The organism is Paenibacillus sp. AK002 (assembly GCF_053903045.1).
The window spans coordinates 5,197,822-5,213,589 of the sequence record NZ_CP096377.1; the positions used below are offsets into that span (position 1 = coordinate 5,197,822).

13 protein-coding genes are annotated in these 15,768 nt (G+C 52.4%); 1 reads left to right on the forward strand and 12 read right to left on the reverse strand.

Features of this window, described 5'->3' with window-relative positions:
- Positions 1-98: 98 nt before the first annotated feature.
- The 6 genes from M1D70_RS23230 to M1D70_RS23255 all read right to left on the reverse strand — a co-directional run bounded on the left by M1D70_RS23230 (position 99) and on the right by M1D70_RS23255 (position 7,005).
- Positions 99-2,165: a HelD family protein gene (locus M1D70_RS23230; RefSeq protein WP_456288078.1), complete on the reverse strand. Its 2,067-nt coding sequence runs from the start codon at positions 2,163-2,165 to the stop codon at positions 99-101.
- Between the two features lie 201 nt (positions 2,166-2,366).
- Complete coding sequence (locus M1D70_RS23235) at positions 2,367-3,200, reverse strand: ABC transporter permease (protein ID WP_456288079.1); 834 nt, start codon at positions 3,198-3,200, stop codon at positions 2,367-2,369.
- Positions 3,197-4,147 carry an ATP-binding cassette domain-containing protein gene (locus M1D70_RS23240; RefSeq protein WP_456288080.1) on the reverse strand — a complete coding sequence of 317 codons (951 nt, stop codon included), beginning with the start codon at positions 4,145-4,147 and terminating at the stop codon, positions 3,197-3,199. Before M1D70_RS23240 ends, M1D70_RS23235 begins: the two co-directional genes overlap by 4 nt.
- A 62-nt stretch (positions 4,148-4,209) precedes the next feature.
- Positions 4,210-5,028, reverse strand: a complete 819-nt coding sequence (locus M1D70_RS23245; protein ID WP_456288081.1) for an NAD(P)H-binding protein — start codon at positions 5,026-5,028, stop codon at positions 4,210-4,212.
- A 50-nt stretch (positions 5,029-5,078) separates the two neighbouring features.
- A complete protein-coding gene (locus tag M1D70_RS23250; RefSeq protein ID WP_456288082.1) occupies positions 5,079-5,972 on the reverse strand; it encodes a helix-turn-helix transcriptional regulator in 894 nt (297 codons plus the stop codon).
- Between the two features lie 274 nt (positions 5,973-6,246).
- Positions 6,247-7,005 (reverse strand): MBL fold metallo-hydrolase, encoded by a 759-nt coding sequence (locus M1D70_RS23255; RefSeq protein WP_456288083.1) that lies wholly within the window; start codon positions 7,003-7,005, stop codon positions 6,247-6,249.
- A gap of 125 nt (positions 7,006-7,130) precedes the next feature.
- On the opposite strand from M1D70_RS23255, the gene M1D70_RS23260 reads away from it, so the two are divergent.
- Positions 7,131-7,562, forward strand: coding sequence for an Lrp/AsnC family transcriptional regulator (locus tag M1D70_RS23260; protein ID WP_009590993.1), 432 nt, complete (start codon positions 7,131-7,133; stop codon positions 7,560-7,562).
- A gap of 90 nt (positions 7,563-7,652) precedes the next feature.
- On the opposite strand, the gene M1D70_RS23265 is transcribed toward M1D70_RS23260, so the two are convergent.
- The 6 genes from M1D70_RS23265 to M1D70_RS23290 all read right to left on the reverse strand — a co-directional run bounded on the left by M1D70_RS23265 (position 7,653) and on the right by M1D70_RS23290 (position 15,708).
- Positions 7,653-8,924: a Gfo/Idh/MocA family protein gene (locus tag M1D70_RS23265; protein WP_456288084.1), complete on the reverse strand. Its 1,272-nt coding sequence runs from the start codon at positions 8,922-8,924 to the stop codon at positions 7,653-7,655.
- A gap of 34 nt (positions 8,925-8,958) precedes the next feature.
- Entirely contained in the window at positions 8,959-10,572 is a 1,614-nt protein-coding gene (locus M1D70_RS23270) for an extracellular solute-binding protein (protein ID WP_456288085.1), read from the reverse strand.
- Positions 10,573-10,622: 50 nt separating this feature from the next.
- Positions 10,623-11,507, reverse strand: coding sequence for a carbohydrate ABC transporter permease (locus M1D70_RS23275; RefSeq protein ID WP_009590996.1), 885 nt, complete (start codon positions 11,505-11,507; stop codon positions 10,623-10,625).
- Between the two features lie 18 nt (positions 11,508-11,525).
- Positions 11,526-12,485, reverse strand: coding sequence for an ABC transporter permease (locus M1D70_RS23280; protein WP_009591040.1), 960 nt, complete (start codon positions 12,483-12,485; stop codon positions 11,526-11,528).
- 732 nt (positions 12,486-13,217) lie between these two features.
- On the reverse strand, positions 13,218-14,258 hold the full coding sequence (locus M1D70_RS23285) for a LacI family DNA-binding transcriptional regulator (RefSeq protein WP_009591038.1): 1,041 nt from the start codon (positions 14,256-14,258) through the stop codon (positions 13,218-13,220).
- A gap of 265 nt (positions 14,259-14,523) precedes the next feature.
- A complete protein-coding gene (locus M1D70_RS23290) occupies positions 14,524-15,708 on the reverse strand; it encodes an MFS transporter (RefSeq protein ID WP_456288086.1) in 1,185 nt (394 codons plus the stop codon).
- Between the last annotated feature and the right edge of the window lie 60 nt (positions 15,709-15,768).

A 15,768-nucleotide genomic window follows, 5' to 3' on the forward strand; every position in this document is an offset into this window, starting at 1 on the left:
AGGTCATTTGAGTCCAATAATCTAAAGAAAAAGCCGCGCACATGGGCCGCGGCTCTGGATAACGTATATTCTGACGCATGGCACGGTCCTGATCCGGTTTACGCCGAGCCGGCCAACCACGCCGCGGGTTCGCCGGAATAGGTCAGCAGCAGCTTATGCATGGCCCGGGTACAGGAAATATATAGAAAACTTCGATCCATCTCGGTACGATAGTTTGCGGTGCCCGCAAAAGGAACGATAACCTGGTCGAATTCCAGCCCTTTGGCCATATGGGCGAAGGTAATCGTGATTCCCTCCTGAAAGCGGTCGCTGCTAAAATCGAGCAGGCTCACGTTGTCCGTTAACCCCCTGACCGACTCGTACACCTGCCGGGCTTGCGATGACGTTTTGCATATGATCCCCATCGTCTGCATCCCGGAATTCGGAAAGTCTCGGGTGAGATCTTGGATGAACGCCAGCTCCTGCTCCGCATCATGACACCGGATCAGCAGCGGTTCTTCACCATGCCGCTCCACGGGAATCATGGTGCTGCGCGGATGGATCCGCTTTGCAAGCTTCATGATTTCCAGCGTGGAACGATAGCTTTTTACCAGCTCGATCGTATCGGCTTGAGGAAACACGCGCTGGATATCGGGCAGCGAGGTTGAAGTATACACGTTGACCGATTGGTTGCTGTCGCCGAGAATCGTTTTTTTGCAAGCAAACCATTTGGAGATGACGGCATACTGAATCGGAGTATAATCCTGCATTTCATCGACCAGCAGATGCTTTACCCTATCGTAGGGGGAACTCCCCTCCAGATGCATCTTGAGGTAAATCAGCGGAAAAACGTCAGCGTATTCAATCGTTTTCCTGTTTTTCATGATGAACATGTCCGGTTGGTTCCTGTACGAGAAGAATGCCTTGTACAGGCTTAACGCATTTTGATATTTGAACATTTTTCGGATCGCGGCTTTGACAGTATTAGCTTCCGCCGAAGTCAGCCTCAGGCCGTCCTCCGTACGGGCCTGGTTCGACAGGACCGAGGCGGTCTTCTCTAATCGCTGCCTGACCGGCAAACTCATGGTTCCAAGGTATTTATCCATGACCTCCGAGGCCGGTATGAACAACCCCTTCATCTGAATATCCGTTGGCTGGAAAAACTGCTGATCACCATATTCCATATAAGCATCCAGCTCAAACACAAAATCCAAACCGGCCTTGTACCGGATCCGTTCGATGGCCTGCTCGTCATGGGCGTGTACGATTTCGTCCACCTGTTCGGAGAAGGTCTGGAACCGGCATAATCCTCGGAGCTCTTTGGCAGCAAGCTCCTCCATCGTGACCTCCATGATTTTCTCTTCGCCAAGCTCCGGCAGCACGCTCGATATATAATCGGAGAACACTTTATGGGGGGATATGATCAGCACGTTGCTGGAAGTCAAGGTTTCCTTATGGCGATACAGGAGAAAGGCCACCCTGTGCAGGGCCACCGAGGTTTTGCCCGAGCCTGCTGCCCCCTGTATGATCAGCTCATGCGCGGTTTCGTTTCGGATGATGGCATTTTGCTCCTGCTGGATGGTAGCCACGATATTCTTCATCTTCTCGTCCGAGTTGCTGCTGAGCTCCTTCTGCAGCACGTCGTCATTGATGTTCATGGAGCTCTCGATCATATATTCCATTTGGCCGTCTTTGATTTTATACTGCCTTTTGACGGTAATTTCGCCCTGCAGCCTCCCCATGGGCGCTTCATAAGACGCAGGACCGGCATTGTAATCATAAAACAGGCTGGCTACCGGCGAGCGCCAATCATAGATGAGATGCTCCTGACTCTCCGGGTTCGTGAACGAATGGATGCCGATATAATAGGCGCCTTCTTCTTCCTTCGGTTCGTTCGTACGGAAATCCACCCTGCCAAAATAAGGCGAGGCAAGCAGCTTGCGCATCCTCTGCAGCCTGGCCGCCTGTTTCTCTCCGGTATCGATCGACAAAGAAATATCAACCCGGTTGGCCGCACGCTCCGCCGCATCCAATTGGGCCATGTTGACCCACAGGTATTTCTTGGCTTCAATGATATCCTTATACGAATCGGACACCTTCCCCTCTAATTCCTCCGATGCCCGTTGAAGCTCCTTTAATACCAATGCAAGATATTCCCGCTCTGCGTTTTCGCTTGGATTCAGCACTCCGATTTCCCCCTCTTTGCTAAAGAATAGCTCTAAGTATAGGGGTTTCCCAAAAAAAATATAGACTTATACTTTCCGTTGTAGTATTGTGTATTTATCGTGGGTCCAAAAATAGCGATACGATTGACATAAACTGCAAATGACGTACCATAGATAAAAACCAGGCTGCATGCTCATGCAGGCCTGGTTTTTTTGTGCTGGTTACCGCTCTTTTTTCGTCTGGTAGAGATACAGCGTAAGCGGGGCAAATATCCCCATAAACAGCACGCAGACTCCGATTCCGGTCATGATCTCGGCCGTTCCTGCCGTACCGCTCATCAGCGCCCTGACGGTGGTAGCCGCCATACTGACGGGATTCAGATCAATAAGGGTCGCTGTCCATTTCGGCATCGTCGACGAATCCACCAGAATGCTGCTGGCGAACAGCAGCGGATATATCGCGATCATGCTGGACCCCGACACCGTCTCCGGCCGTTTGGCCACGACGCCGACCAGCGCAAATATCCAGCTGACGCTAAAGGCAAACAACAGGATGTAGGCTATGGCGCATAAGACCTGAACGGCGCTGCCTTCGGGACGGAAACCCAGCGCCACGCCCGTACCGAGGGCAGCAATAACGCCGGCCGCATAACGCAGCCCATCCGTAAGGATGGAGCCAATCACGGATGCGGGCTGCCAGAAGGGCAGCGTTCGGAAACGATTGTACACCCCTTTGGTAATATCCGAGCATATCGTGGTTCCGCTGTACACGGTCATGGGAACGACCGTCAGGATCAGGATGCCGGGCAAGAGGAATTGAATATAAGCCCCGGTTGACCCGGCCATGGCACCGCCGAACAGGTAACTGAAGATGAGCAGCAGCAGAACCGGCGACAGAACCGCATCCATCACCAGACCAAACCCGTTATGCTTGGTATGCTGCCAGGTCCTCCACATAAAGATTCGGATCGACGTCAGGATAGAGGGAGGAACGATGACCGCTCGCCGAACCGTCGGCAAGCCGTCCTTATTCGCTGTATGCTGGCTTGCACTCATGGAGCGCCTCCTTTCGACTTTGCGTCGGTCAGTGACAGAAAGACCTCATCCAGACTCGGCTCGCTTAAGGCAAAATAGTCAATGGCGAACCCGTTCTCCATCAGCGAATGGATGACCTGATAGGCTGCAAACGCATCCTTCACCGGGATCTTATGTACCAACGGATGATCGTCCTGCAATAAGGTCAAGGCATGCGCCTCGTATAACCACGTACCCAGTTTATCCCGATCGGCCTGCTCGTTGAATTGGACGGTTAACGTCCTGTCGCCAATCGAAGCCTTCAATTGCCGGGGCGTCCCTTCCGCTATCAAATTCCCCTTATCCATCACGGCAATCCGGTCCGCCAGCTGATCAGCTTCCTCCAAGTATTGGGTTGTGAGCAGCACCGTGGTCCCCCGTTTCAAGAGCGACCTTACAACATCCCAAACTTGAACACGGCTTTGCGGGTCCAGTCCCGTCGTCGGCTCATCCAGAAAAATAACATCGGGCTCGGTAACGATACTGGCGGCAATATCCAGCCGCCTCCGCATCCCGCCGGAGTAATGCTGAACCGCGCGATCCTTCGCTTCGCTGAGACCGAAGGCTTCGATCAGCTCCTCGCTTACGGACCGGGCCGCTTTTGCCGAATGACCGTAAAGCCTGGAGATCAGCTTTAAATTCTGAAGACCGGAGAGTCCTTCATCCAGTGCCGCAAACTGGCCTGTCAGGCTAATACTTCTCCGAACGTTCCGGGCATTGCCCACAATATCAAATCCGGCTACGCTGGCGTACCCGCCATCCGGCTGAATCAAGGTGGTTAACATATGGATGGTGGTTGTTTTTCCGGCGCCGTTCGGACCTAACAAGGCAAAGAGCTCTCCTTGTTCGACTCGCAGATCGATGCCTCGAACGACCTCCGTTCCGTTATAGGATTTACGAAGCCCTTTCGTTTCAATGGCGTAAGACAAGTATCACATTCCCTTCTCTTCCTTTATCATCGCGGTCTCCATCATCTTAAGAAGGCCATCTCTTAAAAATCGTCCAGATGATCACGGACCCAATCGGCAAGCGTGGCTGCCGGCCGCCCCGTGACCTCCTCCACCGTCGGCAGTACCGTATAACCGATCTCAGGCGGATTTTTCCCCATTTGCACAAAAAACTCAATCGACTCTTCGTCGTAGCCCTGCTCTCTCCATTGCTCTCTCGCCTGTTCCTCGGTCAGTTCGACAAAACGGATCTCCTTGCCGGTTACCTCGCTTATGATCCGAACTGCTTCCGTTCGCGAGATGGCCTCCGGTCCCGTAAGGAAATATTCTTGGCCATGGTGACCTTCCTCCAGAAGTGCGGCAACGGCCACGCGAGCGATATCGGCTTCATGGATTCTCGCGCTCAACGCATGGCCGAACGGCTCGCGGACGACTCCCTCAATTCGGATCGATTCCTGCCAATCGGCCAGAATATTCGCCATAAATTCGCCTGGCTTGAGCAGGGTCCATTCCATTCCGCTGTTTCGAAGGGCCGCTTCGACTGGACCCTCTTCATAGCCCACCAATACCGTTACCCGCTTTACGCCCGCCTTCTCGGCCAGCTCGATAATCCGCGGATCCGTCTGAAGGGTTCCGCAAGCCTCATCGCTGGAAATGATCAGATGCATCGCCGTCACGCCTTGCAGGGCGGGGATCAGACTATCCGGGTCATTGAGATTGCCGGCAAACATCTGAACGCCCTCGGGCACTTTCGCCTGCTGCGGATTGCGTGAGATCGCTCTCACTTCGTTTCCTTGCAGAACAAGCTGCTGCACGATGTGTTTTCCAACCGTTCCGGTAGCGCCTGTTATCAAAATGGTCATATGGAAATCCTCCTTGTGCGTTGATTAAAGGTAGGGGTATATTTGTTGCGTCATAGCTCGTAACGTTTCCGTATGTCCTCCAGCTCTTTCAGCAGATCTTCCTTCAGTTCCGGCGGCGAGACGATCTCCACCTTGGCACCGTAGCTTAAGATCACCGAAATCGCGTAGGCTTTGGTGTAAAAGATGGTTTGGACGTCCAAGCATCCCTCGCTGGAGGCCCATGCATCCGGAAACTGCTCGATCACCCGCGGACCGGCGGACGGATCGAAACGAAGATGCGCCTCAATTCCCTGCACTTCCTCTTGCTCCTCCCGCTCCAGTCCCCCTCTTCGGAGGAATGTGTTCTCGGATACTTCAAGACTGGATATGCGAGATACCCTGAAAATTCGCTTTGCCTGTTGGAACAAGCAGTAAGCCTCCAAATACCAGACGCCTTGTTCCCAGTACAGCTGCAGCGGCTCCACTTGCCGCTCTGAGCGGGTGCCGGATGCGCTGGTATAATGAAGGGTTATCAGGTTCGAGCCTTCAATGGCTTTCAACATTTGCCTGACCCATGCCCGCTCATGTTTCGACGCGCTCATCTCGATTATGATTTGTTCATGACATCCTCCGTTCAACAAGGCAGGCTGCAGGGTTCCGAGCTTATTCATGATCGCTGTATATCTCCCCTGCACAGTCCCCTCGATGCCCTTTAAGAGATTATAGATAGCCAAAAAGTCATCCACGGAGAAGTGCTGCCTCGTCAGGTAGAACCCGCTCATTAGTTCAAACCCGCCATCCGCACCGGGGTAGGAAGCGATCGGAATGCCGGCTTGGTTGATGATGTCCACATCGCGGTAAATCGTGCGGACGGAAACCTCATACCGGGCCGCCAGCGCCGTGGCGGTCACTCTTTTTTTGGTCAACAACTCCATCGTAATGCCAAGCAGCCGGTCCAGCTTCATCGTTTACACTCCTTGCGTTTTCGTCCTTTTTGACTTCTGAATCGAATGTTAAACCATAAATCCTGACATCTAGCATGTCAGGATTAAATAACGTTTCCGTTGAAATAGGGATTTTTTTTATGATAAGTAATTTAGGCAGGACAACAAAAAAGCTCCGTGATACGGAGCTTTCGGCATAGATTATATCATATTCAGACGGTCTCACTGCTGCTGAAGCCATCGGAAGGCAGCAAGCTTTTCCCGGTGCTATCGCGAGCGGCTGCGTGTTGTAGGTTTACGCTTTCCACTCGACCCATTGGCCATCCTGCGGAATTTCGATTCGCGAGCCAAGGCCTTCAGCTGCCAGACGACCGGACAGCGCTTCTCTTGTCACTAGGCAGTGGTTGATGGCTTCCATATGGACCGCAACCGCCCTCGTATAAGGAGCATAACGCAACAGTTCGATCACATCGTCCTCATTCATGATGATCGGGTCCCCCGTGATAAACCGAGCGCCCCCGGCATTGACAACCGTCATATCGGGCTTGTGAACATCGAGTGCTTCTTTCACTTCATCGCACCAGATGGTATCGCCCGCGATATACAGCGTCGGGTGTCCTTCTGCTTTCAAAATAAAACCGGATACCTGTCCCATCATCTGACCGATCTCACCTGTGCCATGATGACCACCGGTTCGGATGATCGTAACCCCATCATGTTCCAGGCTTTCCTGGATGGCCGTCACGGACGTAAAGCCCTGCGAAGCCAAGGTATCCTCGTCCCCCGGTTGACACAGGATCGGCGTTGACTTCGGCAGTGCGTCGATCGCGGCTTGATCCCAGTGATCCGGATGCAGGTGTGTGACCAGAACCGCGTTCGGACGGAGCTTGTCAGCCATGGAGAACGGCAGCGGGACAAGCGGATTCCGTCTGTCGTTCGCGGAGTTGATGACCGGCGGGTTCGCCTTGGCCTGGCTCAACATCGGATCGACCAGCAGTTCAAGATGGGCGTACTGTATCCTTAACGTAGCATTACGTATAAGCTGAAGTTTCACTTTCATTTCCCCTTTGTTTCATTTAATATGGTTCTGACCCCATTATAGATAACGCTATAATTCCTGCCTACGGCTTCGTGAAAGGAATTAGGGGAACTCACTTTCATCGTGAAAGGAAATTTCGCATGCCAAGCGCTCATGAATTCGACGAAGTCGATCTTCGCATATTGCAGCACCTGCTCGAGGATGCAAGCCTGTCTCACAAAGCGATCGGACAGCGGGTGCATTTGACGGGACAAGCCGTCGGGGCCCGCGTTCGCAAGCTGCAGGATCTGGGTGTCATCGAAGGCTTTACGCTTCGTTGGAATCCGGACAAAATCGGTCTGACCGTACACGCTTTTGTCACCATGTTCTTGGCGCTAAATACGGCTCATTCTCCCTTCCTGTCCTTTATTCAGTCGCACGACATGGTCGCCGAAACCCACCGCGTCAGCGGTGAGGGCTGTTATTGGCTCAGGGTACGGGCGGGCTCGCCCAAGGAATTGAACGATTTTCTGGAAGAGCTTCTGAAGTACGGGAATTATAAAGTCAGCCTGTCCATTGATCAGGTGAAATAAATAGAAGAAGTGGCTGTCCCCAGGATCAGCCGCTTCTTCTTTTTAATTTGTTGTGAATTTTTCATATAATGTAATTTTAATATAATTTCGTTATTTTACCGCGTTTTCTTCCGCCATCACTTCCCGCGCATATTCGTTCAGATTGATGGATCGGCCTTGATTCAGCCTCGATTTCTCCGCTGCGAACGCGATCAGATGGCTCCGCACGGAGGCGCTTGCCGACGTCAGGCTCTCCTGCCCATTATAGCTCCGCACCTCTCTCAGGAAGCTGGCCACGATCCCGCTGTCACCCCCGCCATGTCCGCTGGATTGCGACGGAATCGTAATCTCCGTCTTCTGACCGGTCAGGAAATCGTAAACCGTGATCCTGCCTTCCTCTCCCCGAAGCTCGCCGCGGGTCCCCATGATCTGGATTCTGCGCTCCTGTTCATGCGTAAATCCGCACATGCTGAACATCGCGGTGGCGCCGCCCTCAAACTCCATATTGACGACCTGATGATCAACGACGTTGTTATCGCTCCGATATACGCAGCGGCCATAGTCCGTCTCGCGAAGCCCCTGAATAATGTTCGGCTTGGTCAGCTCCTGGGTAAAATGCCTCGCCCATCCCTTGTACTCATCGCTCAAGTAAAAACGGGGAGCGGAATAGGGACAGGTGGGTTCCACTTTGCAATCCAGGCATCGGTCCCCCGAGCCTTCGGGCGCCTGGTCCTCACGAAAATGCATCAACGAGCCAAACGAAGTGACCTGCGTGCAAGGACGGTCCATCAACCAGGACAGCACATCCATGTCATGGCACGATTTGGCCAGAATCATCGGGCTTGCCTTGTCGGAGTTATTCCAATTCCCCCGCACAAAGCTGTGGGCCATATGCCAATATCCCACATTCTCGTTCAACTGGATCGAAGCCACCTCGCCGATGGTCCCTTCCTGAAGCACGCGTTTGATGGCACTCCAAAAAGGGGTATACCTCAGCACATGGCATATGGTCAAAAGCCTGTTGTTACGGATGGCAGCCTGCTCCATCTCCAGGCATTCCTTCGGCTCCGGGGACATCGGCTTCTCCAGAAGCACGTGATACTGTTTCTCCAAAGCCTGCATGGTTGGGCCATAGTGCATACGGTCCTGCGTACAAATGACGGCGATATCGGCAAGCCGGGCCTCGGCCAGCAGCGGTTCCCAGGTTTCGTAACACCGCTCCGGCGGGATGCCATGCTCCTCGGCAAATCGGGTGCGCCTCGCCGGATCGGCCTCGGCTACGGCCACGAAGGCCAGTTCATGCGGGTAGTCCAGGGCATAGGGGGCGTACCCCCTGGCGCCGCGTGCGCCTGCCCCGATCAATATGGCTTTTAATTGTGTCATCTTATGTCGCTCCTTTAATGTTCTGGTACTTGTCTTATTCGGTATATCGGTTGGCCGCGGATTGATAAATGGACAGATAGCGCTCCGACCCCATCTTTTGCAGGTTAGCGACATACTGGTCCCAGTTATCAAAAGACTCGTTGCCGGCTATGAATTTATCCCGCATCTCATCCACGTACGTGTGAATGTCGGTCTGGATTCCGGTAAGCTCGGACTGCTCATCGGCCGTAAAGTTAAACGGCGGCCAGACCTTGTCTTGAGGGATGACGTACGGCTCGGCTTTCTTTGCGTTCTCTACGGACGTCGGCAGGCCTTCCGCTCCCTTGAAATATTTCTGCGTCACGAAGCCCGGATAATATCCGCCGGGCCATATCAGATACTGCCCGACCGCTTGGTCCAGGTTGAGACCCTCCGGATTGTTCTTGATTTCGTCCACGTAATCCACATTGCCGTCCGCATCTTCCTTATACGTTTCGCCTTTCCAGCCCATGAAGAACATGCGGATGCCTTCGTCGCTGTAGAAATAATCCATCCAGCGGATCAGCGCGGCCGGATTCTTCGCTTTATCGGTCAGGACAAACATCCCGATGTTCCCCAGCGGGGAGCCTGTAGCGCTGAACATCTGATCGCCGTGCGGCCCCTTTAATACCGGAAGCCCCACATAACCCTCCTGGTTGTAGATGGCGACAGGATCCACGTTATCGACAACGCCGAGAATGCCTTCAACGCCTTTGGCGTCCACCTCCGTGCTCTTCACGGACATGATATCCTGCTCCAGCAGGCCGTCCTTATACAGCTTGTTCACGAATTGAAGCAGTTCCTTGTATCTTGGATCCGTCGGAATGAACCGGACCTTCCCGCTTGCCGGGTCGGTATCCACGTTAATGTTCGAGGTTCCGTGATAATTAAGGCCGAACGAACCCCGCAAATAGTTGACGATGCCGGCGGTTCCTACGCCACCCCAAGCATATTCATCCTTCTGGCCGTTGCTGTTCGGATCCTTCTCCTTGAACGCCTTCAACATATCGTAGAATTCATCCAGCGTCTGCGGCTCTTGAAGGCCCAGCTTGGTCAACCACTCCGTCTTCACCCACGGCGTTCCGTACAGCACGGACCGGAATTCGGGGTCATACAGCGTCGGCAGCCCGTATATGTTGCCGTCCGGCATCGTAATCCCCTTCTCGATGACCGGATATTTCTCCATCAACGCTTTAAAATTCGGCGCGTATTGATTTATCAGGTCATTCAACGGGATAAAAGCGCCCTGCTTGCCGTACTTCAGCAAATCCGCCCTCGGGAATGCGGAAGCATAGAACATCTCCGGATAATCGCCGCCGGCAAGCAGCAGGTTGCGTTTTTCGGCCAAATTGTCTTTATGCACCGTGTCCCACTGCACCTTGATATTGGTCATTTTCTCATATTCCTGCCACAGCTTGATGTTGTTCCAGTCGGCATTGGCAAAGAACTTTCCGGCAAAGCCGGTCACCGTCATCTTGTCGTCGACAATCGGAAATCCCGTTTCATTAATCGCGGCTTTCCCTTCATCGGCCGAGTCCGTTCCGCCCGAACCCTTCGGGCTGCAGCCCACCGCCAGCGATACCGACAACATGCAGGTCAACAGAAGACTTCCCCATTGCTTCAGCTTCATCCGTAATCCTCCCCTTTTTCGTGTTCCATCCATTTATCCATGCAAGGAATTTATCCTTTGATGGCCCCGATCATCACGCCTTTGACAAAATATCGCTGCAGGAACGGATAGAGCGCCAGCACCGGGATATTGGCAACGACCAGCACCGCGTACTTGATGCCCTCCACTTCCCTTTGCTGCTTAATCGCCGATTCGGTCGACATTTTGACCATGTCGTTCGTTTGTCCCTGAATCAGGATTTCGCGCAGAATGAGCTGAAGCGGAAATTTATCTTTGTCCGACAGATACAACAGTGCATTGAAGAACGCATTCCAATGACCGACCGCATAGAACAGAATCGTCACCGCGATAATCGGCATGGACAGCGGCAGTATGATCCGGGTCAATATTTTAATGTTCGAGCAGCCGTCGATGGTCGCGGCCTCCTGCAGCTCGCCGGGAATGGACTGCTGGAAGAAGGTGCGCATGATGATGATGTTCCAGATGGATACGGCATTCGGGATAATCATGACCCAGAGCGTGTTCAGCATACCGAGGTTCTTGATCAGCAAATACGTCGGAATGAGCCCTCCGCTGAAAAACATCGTAAAAACCAATAGTGCCATGATGGCATTTCGCCCGACAAAATCCTTCCGCGACAGCGGATAGGCCGCAAGAATGGTCATCGTGAGGTTGATGAACGTGCCCAGCGATGTATACACCAGGGTGTTGGTAAAGCCGCTGATGATATCCTGGTTCTGAAAAATTTTCGCGTAGGAATTCAGATTGACTCCCTTTGGCCATAGCAGCATCTCGCCCCGGAGAACCGCCTGCGGGTCGCTAAACGATGCGCTGAGCACAAAAAGCAGCGGGTACATGACGATGACGGTGACCAGGATCAGGATCGCATAGTTGATGACATTAAAAATACGGTCCCCTCTGGATTCAATTTGCATGGTTCGATGCTCCCCTCTTTACCAAAGACTTGTTTCGCTGACCCGCTTCGAAATAAAGTTCACCACCACCAGCAGAATGAAATTGATGACGGAATTGAACAATCCGATCGCCGCGGAGAAGCTGTACTCGGCGTTCTGGATCCCCATTCGGTAGACATAGGTGGCAATAATGTCGGAGCTCTCCATGTTCAGGTTGTTCTGCATCAGAAGCACTTTCTCGAAACCGATGCCCATGATGCTGCCCATGTTCAGGATCAGGAGGATGATGATCGTAGGCATGATGCCCGGGATGTTAATATGCCAGATGCGCTGAAGCCTTGTCGCACCGTCGACACGCGCGGCTTCGTGCAGCTGGTTGTCAATGCCGGCAAGCGCAGCCAAATAAATAATGGAGCTCCAGCCCATCGTCTGCCATACATCCGACAGCACGTACAGGGACTTGAACCAGGATGGCTCCGTCATGAAATTGATCGGCTGACCGCCGAACATTTCAATGAAATGGTTGATGATGCCGTACCGGGGCGACAGGAAAATCATCATCATCCCGACAACGACCACGGTAGAGAGAAAGTGAGGCGCATACGTGATGGTCTGCACGAATTTTTTGAATCGTTCGGCCCGAACCTCGTTCATGAGCAAAGCCAGAATAATCGGGATCGGAAAACCGACGGCAAGGCTGTATAAGCCGATGCCAAGCGTGTTCTTGATCAAGCGCCAGAAATAATAGCTGTTGAAAAAGCGGTCAAAGTGCTCGAAGCCGACCCACGGACTGCCCCATATCCCTTGCGTTGCTATAAAGTCCTTGAAGGCGATCTGGATGCCGTACATCGGAACGTACTGGAACAGGACGTAATAGGCGATGACCGGTGAAATCAGAGCATAAAGCTGCCAATTGCGAAGGATGCGATTCCACATGAAGCGCTTACGCTTCGTCTCGGAAACCGCATTTGCTGCGGGCTGCAGGGTCGTATTTGCCAATGAGCATCACCTCGGTATGTATTGGTTAATCTAGATACGCCAACAAAACAAACAATCACATTCCATAGTACCCCTGCTCAACCGGATTCCTTCTGGAGATCGTATTCACTTCCTATGGATCCAGCTGGTAAAACACTCGGTTTACGATTTCCCTCCTTTGCTCTGTTATCCGTCATCTGACAAAGCGACAACCGCATTAAGGCTCATTTATTCAATGCGGCATTCCAGTAATTTCATGTCATAAATAATGACACCTTCTGAGTTTATAAATAAAATCCGATGGAGTCGGACGTTATTCTAGTTATTTGGAATTCTTTTTGGATAACATCATGTTATATTTGGATTTTGTTTGGATAATTATCGATACCTGTATGAGTTTAAACTTGCAAATCGAAGGGTCTTCAACTTCTCTACGGGGAATATTTCGTTTCACCAGATTACGTTTATATAAAGGGAATGAAAACGCAATCAAATATATAAATAGTACGATGCAGGCGTTGATTGCCCAACTCCAAAAAAGGAAAATACAGCGCCAAACACCTCATTGATTTTCACTCATAATAATATAGGCATTTGGCAAAGTCAAACACTTTTTTGGATCTTTTTGGCGTAAAATGATTTATTTTTTGGTGAGTAACAGCAAAAAAAGCCGCCGGTTTTCAAGCCGACGGCTGTTTAATCATCTTTTTCTCTTCTTCAAATGTCAGTTAATTAAACATGAGAAGTTATATTTCACTCGTTTCGGGTATATCTGGAGGATTCCCGCACAATCAATGAGCATGGCAGCAATATCTTGGTTGCCATCGGGAAATGACCATCCAAATAATCCACAATCGATTTGGCCGCTACTCTGCCGATTTCGTATTTGGGAACGGATACTGAGGACAGCGGCGGCGTTGTATACTGGGCCACATCGATGTTATCCATTCCTACGATCGCGATATCCTCCGGGATGCGGCCGCCGTTCTCGACGACGGCCCGCATGGCTGGAATGGCAAGCATGTCGCTTGCACAAAAAACAGCCGTCGGCCATTGCCCTTTGGGAAGCCCTCCCAATAGCTCGGACAACTTGCTGAAGCTTCGGTCCACGTTCCATCCGGTGTTCATCTGCCACTCCTCGCGCACCTCCAAGTTGGCCTCGAGCATAGCGAATTTGTATCCGACATACCGTTCCTCGCTTTCCATCTGCTTGGAATAGGCAGGGCCTCCGATATAAGCGATCCGCGAATGCCCTTGGTCGATCAGGTGGCGTACCGCTGCCCTCGCCGATAGGATCCGGTCACAGTCTACAACCGGGACGTTCAGCCGGTCATCATTCAAACTTACTCCCATGATGGCAACCCCGGCCTGCTGCATCAGCTCAAACAGCTCCTTGTCGTACCAGCTTATGGCTACGATCCCTTGCGCTCCCGTCTCCCTCAGCATGAGCCGTATCCGGTCCGCATCGCCGACCTCTTCGCATGTGCGGACGATAGCCGGGGGCTGGCCCAGCTCCTCCATTTTTTTATGAAAACCGGCTAGAACCGTTGAAAAATACGGGTGATCGTCCATCAGGTGTTGGGGAACGACACAGACAACCCGTTTGTCGGCCGTATTGTAAGCATGTACGCTTCGGGATGGTTCATGTAGTTTATAACCGAGTTCGAGCGCCGCTTCCCGAATTTTCTGCTTGGTTTCTTCATTGACCGGACGGTTAGCATCGTTGCTGATGGCCCGCGAAACCGTGGATATGGATACGCCGACCCTTTCGGCGATATCTTTAAGCTTAGCCAAGCGAACTCCTCCTCCTGCAAAATTTGGAACCAAATTTTCCGCTATCCATTGATCATAGCATAAACGTTCCGGTCGGAGGGCGTCAAATGGATGTCCATTTGGCTGTACGAGGAGCCGCGGCCTCAGCCGTTGCTGCTGCTTTCTTCCATTATCGAATTTTAGAAACGAAGCCGGGCCTCTTGAACATACTCTTGTTATCTTAGCAGCGATACTGCCGGAGCATCGCAGGCCCCGAAGCAGCAGGCTGTTACCATCGGTCATGCTTTCAAGCATCGAGTGCCGCGTGATCCGTGCTCTCCTGCTTAATGGATTGAAACAGTACAAGCGACACAACCGCGGCTATCGCAACGCCCGCAGCGCCGATCCATGCGATGGACGACAACGAAATTCGTTCGATCGCGATTCCACCGATACCCGCGCCTGCCGCCATGGACAGCTGCATCATGGACTGGTTCAGGCCAAGCATGACCCCCGAGGAATTCGGCTCCAGCTGGACGAGATTATACTGCTGCGTGGGCCCGGATGACCAAGCGGCCAGCGACCAAATCACAAGTACGGCAAACACCAGCATAACGGATGCGCCCGCATTGGTAAAAGTCAGGACGATTAAAGCAATAATATGCAGAAGCATGCCGCCGATTAAGGTAAGCGGTACTCCCCATCTGTCCGTGCTGAACCCTCCGAACTTGGAGCCGATGAGACTGGCAATGCCGAAGGCAAACAGGGCTGAACTGATCCATTGTTCGTTCAAACCGCTAACGTTCAGAAGATAAGGGGACAGGTACGTATAGGCGACGGAATACCCGCCCAGCCAGAAGAACGTAATCGCCAAACCAAGTGCCACTTTGGGTTTCTTGAGCAGGGCGAACTGCTGGAGCAGCGGGACCGGGGCATCGCCTGTTGTTTTGGGAATGGCCTTATGCAGGACAAACATCGAAAGAATCCCCAGGACGGCAATCAACCCGAACACCGACTTCCATCCAAAAGCAGCGGCTGCGACTCGCCCGAGCGGAACGCCTATGATGAGCGAAGCCGTGAAGCCCATGACCACCGTGGCGATCGAGCTCGCCTGCTTGCCTGGCGGCGCGATTTTGGCGGCGATTCCAAGCGCCGTGACAACCACCATGCCAGCGCCCATAGCCATAAGAACGCGGGCGATGACAAACGGGATATACCCCGGCAGAGCGAATGACAAAAGATTGGCAACCACAAACACGCCCAGTGAGTAGACCAGCAGCTTCCGTCTCTCCACCTTAGCCGTCAATGCCATAAGCACGGGAGTCAAGATTGCGTATACCAACGAGAAAATCGTGATCAGCTGGCCTGCAGCGGTGATGGTAATCCCTAACGAATCCGCGATTTTATCCAATACCCCCGATATGATATACTCCGATGTCCCTACTAAAAAACTGACGATTGCCAAAACATAAATTTTCCATGAACCCGTCATGATTCCACTCCTTTATTTTATATTTACATATCGTGTAATGTCGATATGTTAAACCAATAA

Excerpts from the sequence above, each read along its gene's own strand:
- M1D70_RS23235 (WP_456288079.1), bottom strand. The coding sequence starts at position 3,200 with ATGAGTGCAAGCCAGCATACAGCGAATAAGGACGGCTTGCCGACGGTT.
- M1D70_RS23245 (WP_456288081.1), bottom strand. The coding sequence starts at position 5,028 with ATGACCATTTTGATAACAGGCGCTACCGGAACGGTTGGAAAACACATC.
- M1D70_RS23250 (WP_456288082.1), bottom strand. The coding sequence starts at position 5,972 with ATGAAGCTGGACCGGCTGCTTGGCATTACGATGGAGTTGTTGACCAAA.
- M1D70_RS23260 (WP_009590993.1), top strand. The coding sequence starts at position 7,131 with ATGCCAAGCGCTCATGAATTCGACGAAGTCGATCTTCGCATATTGCAG.
- M1D70_RS23265 (WP_456288084.1), bottom strand. The coding sequence starts at position 8,924 with ATGACACAATTAAAAGCCATATTGATCGGGGCAGGCGCACGCGGCGCC.
- M1D70_RS23270 (WP_456288085.1), bottom strand. The coding sequence starts at position 10,572 with ATGAAGCTGAAGCAATGGGGAAGTCTTCTGTTGACCTGCATGTTGTCG.
- M1D70_RS23275 (WP_009590996.1), bottom strand. The coding sequence starts at position 11,507 with ATGCAAATTGAATCCAGAGGGGACCGTATTTTTAATGTCATCAACTAT.
- M1D70_RS23290 (WP_456288086.1), bottom strand. The coding sequence starts at position 15,708 with ATGACGGGTTCATGGAAAATTTATGTTTTGGCAATCGTCAGTTTTTTA.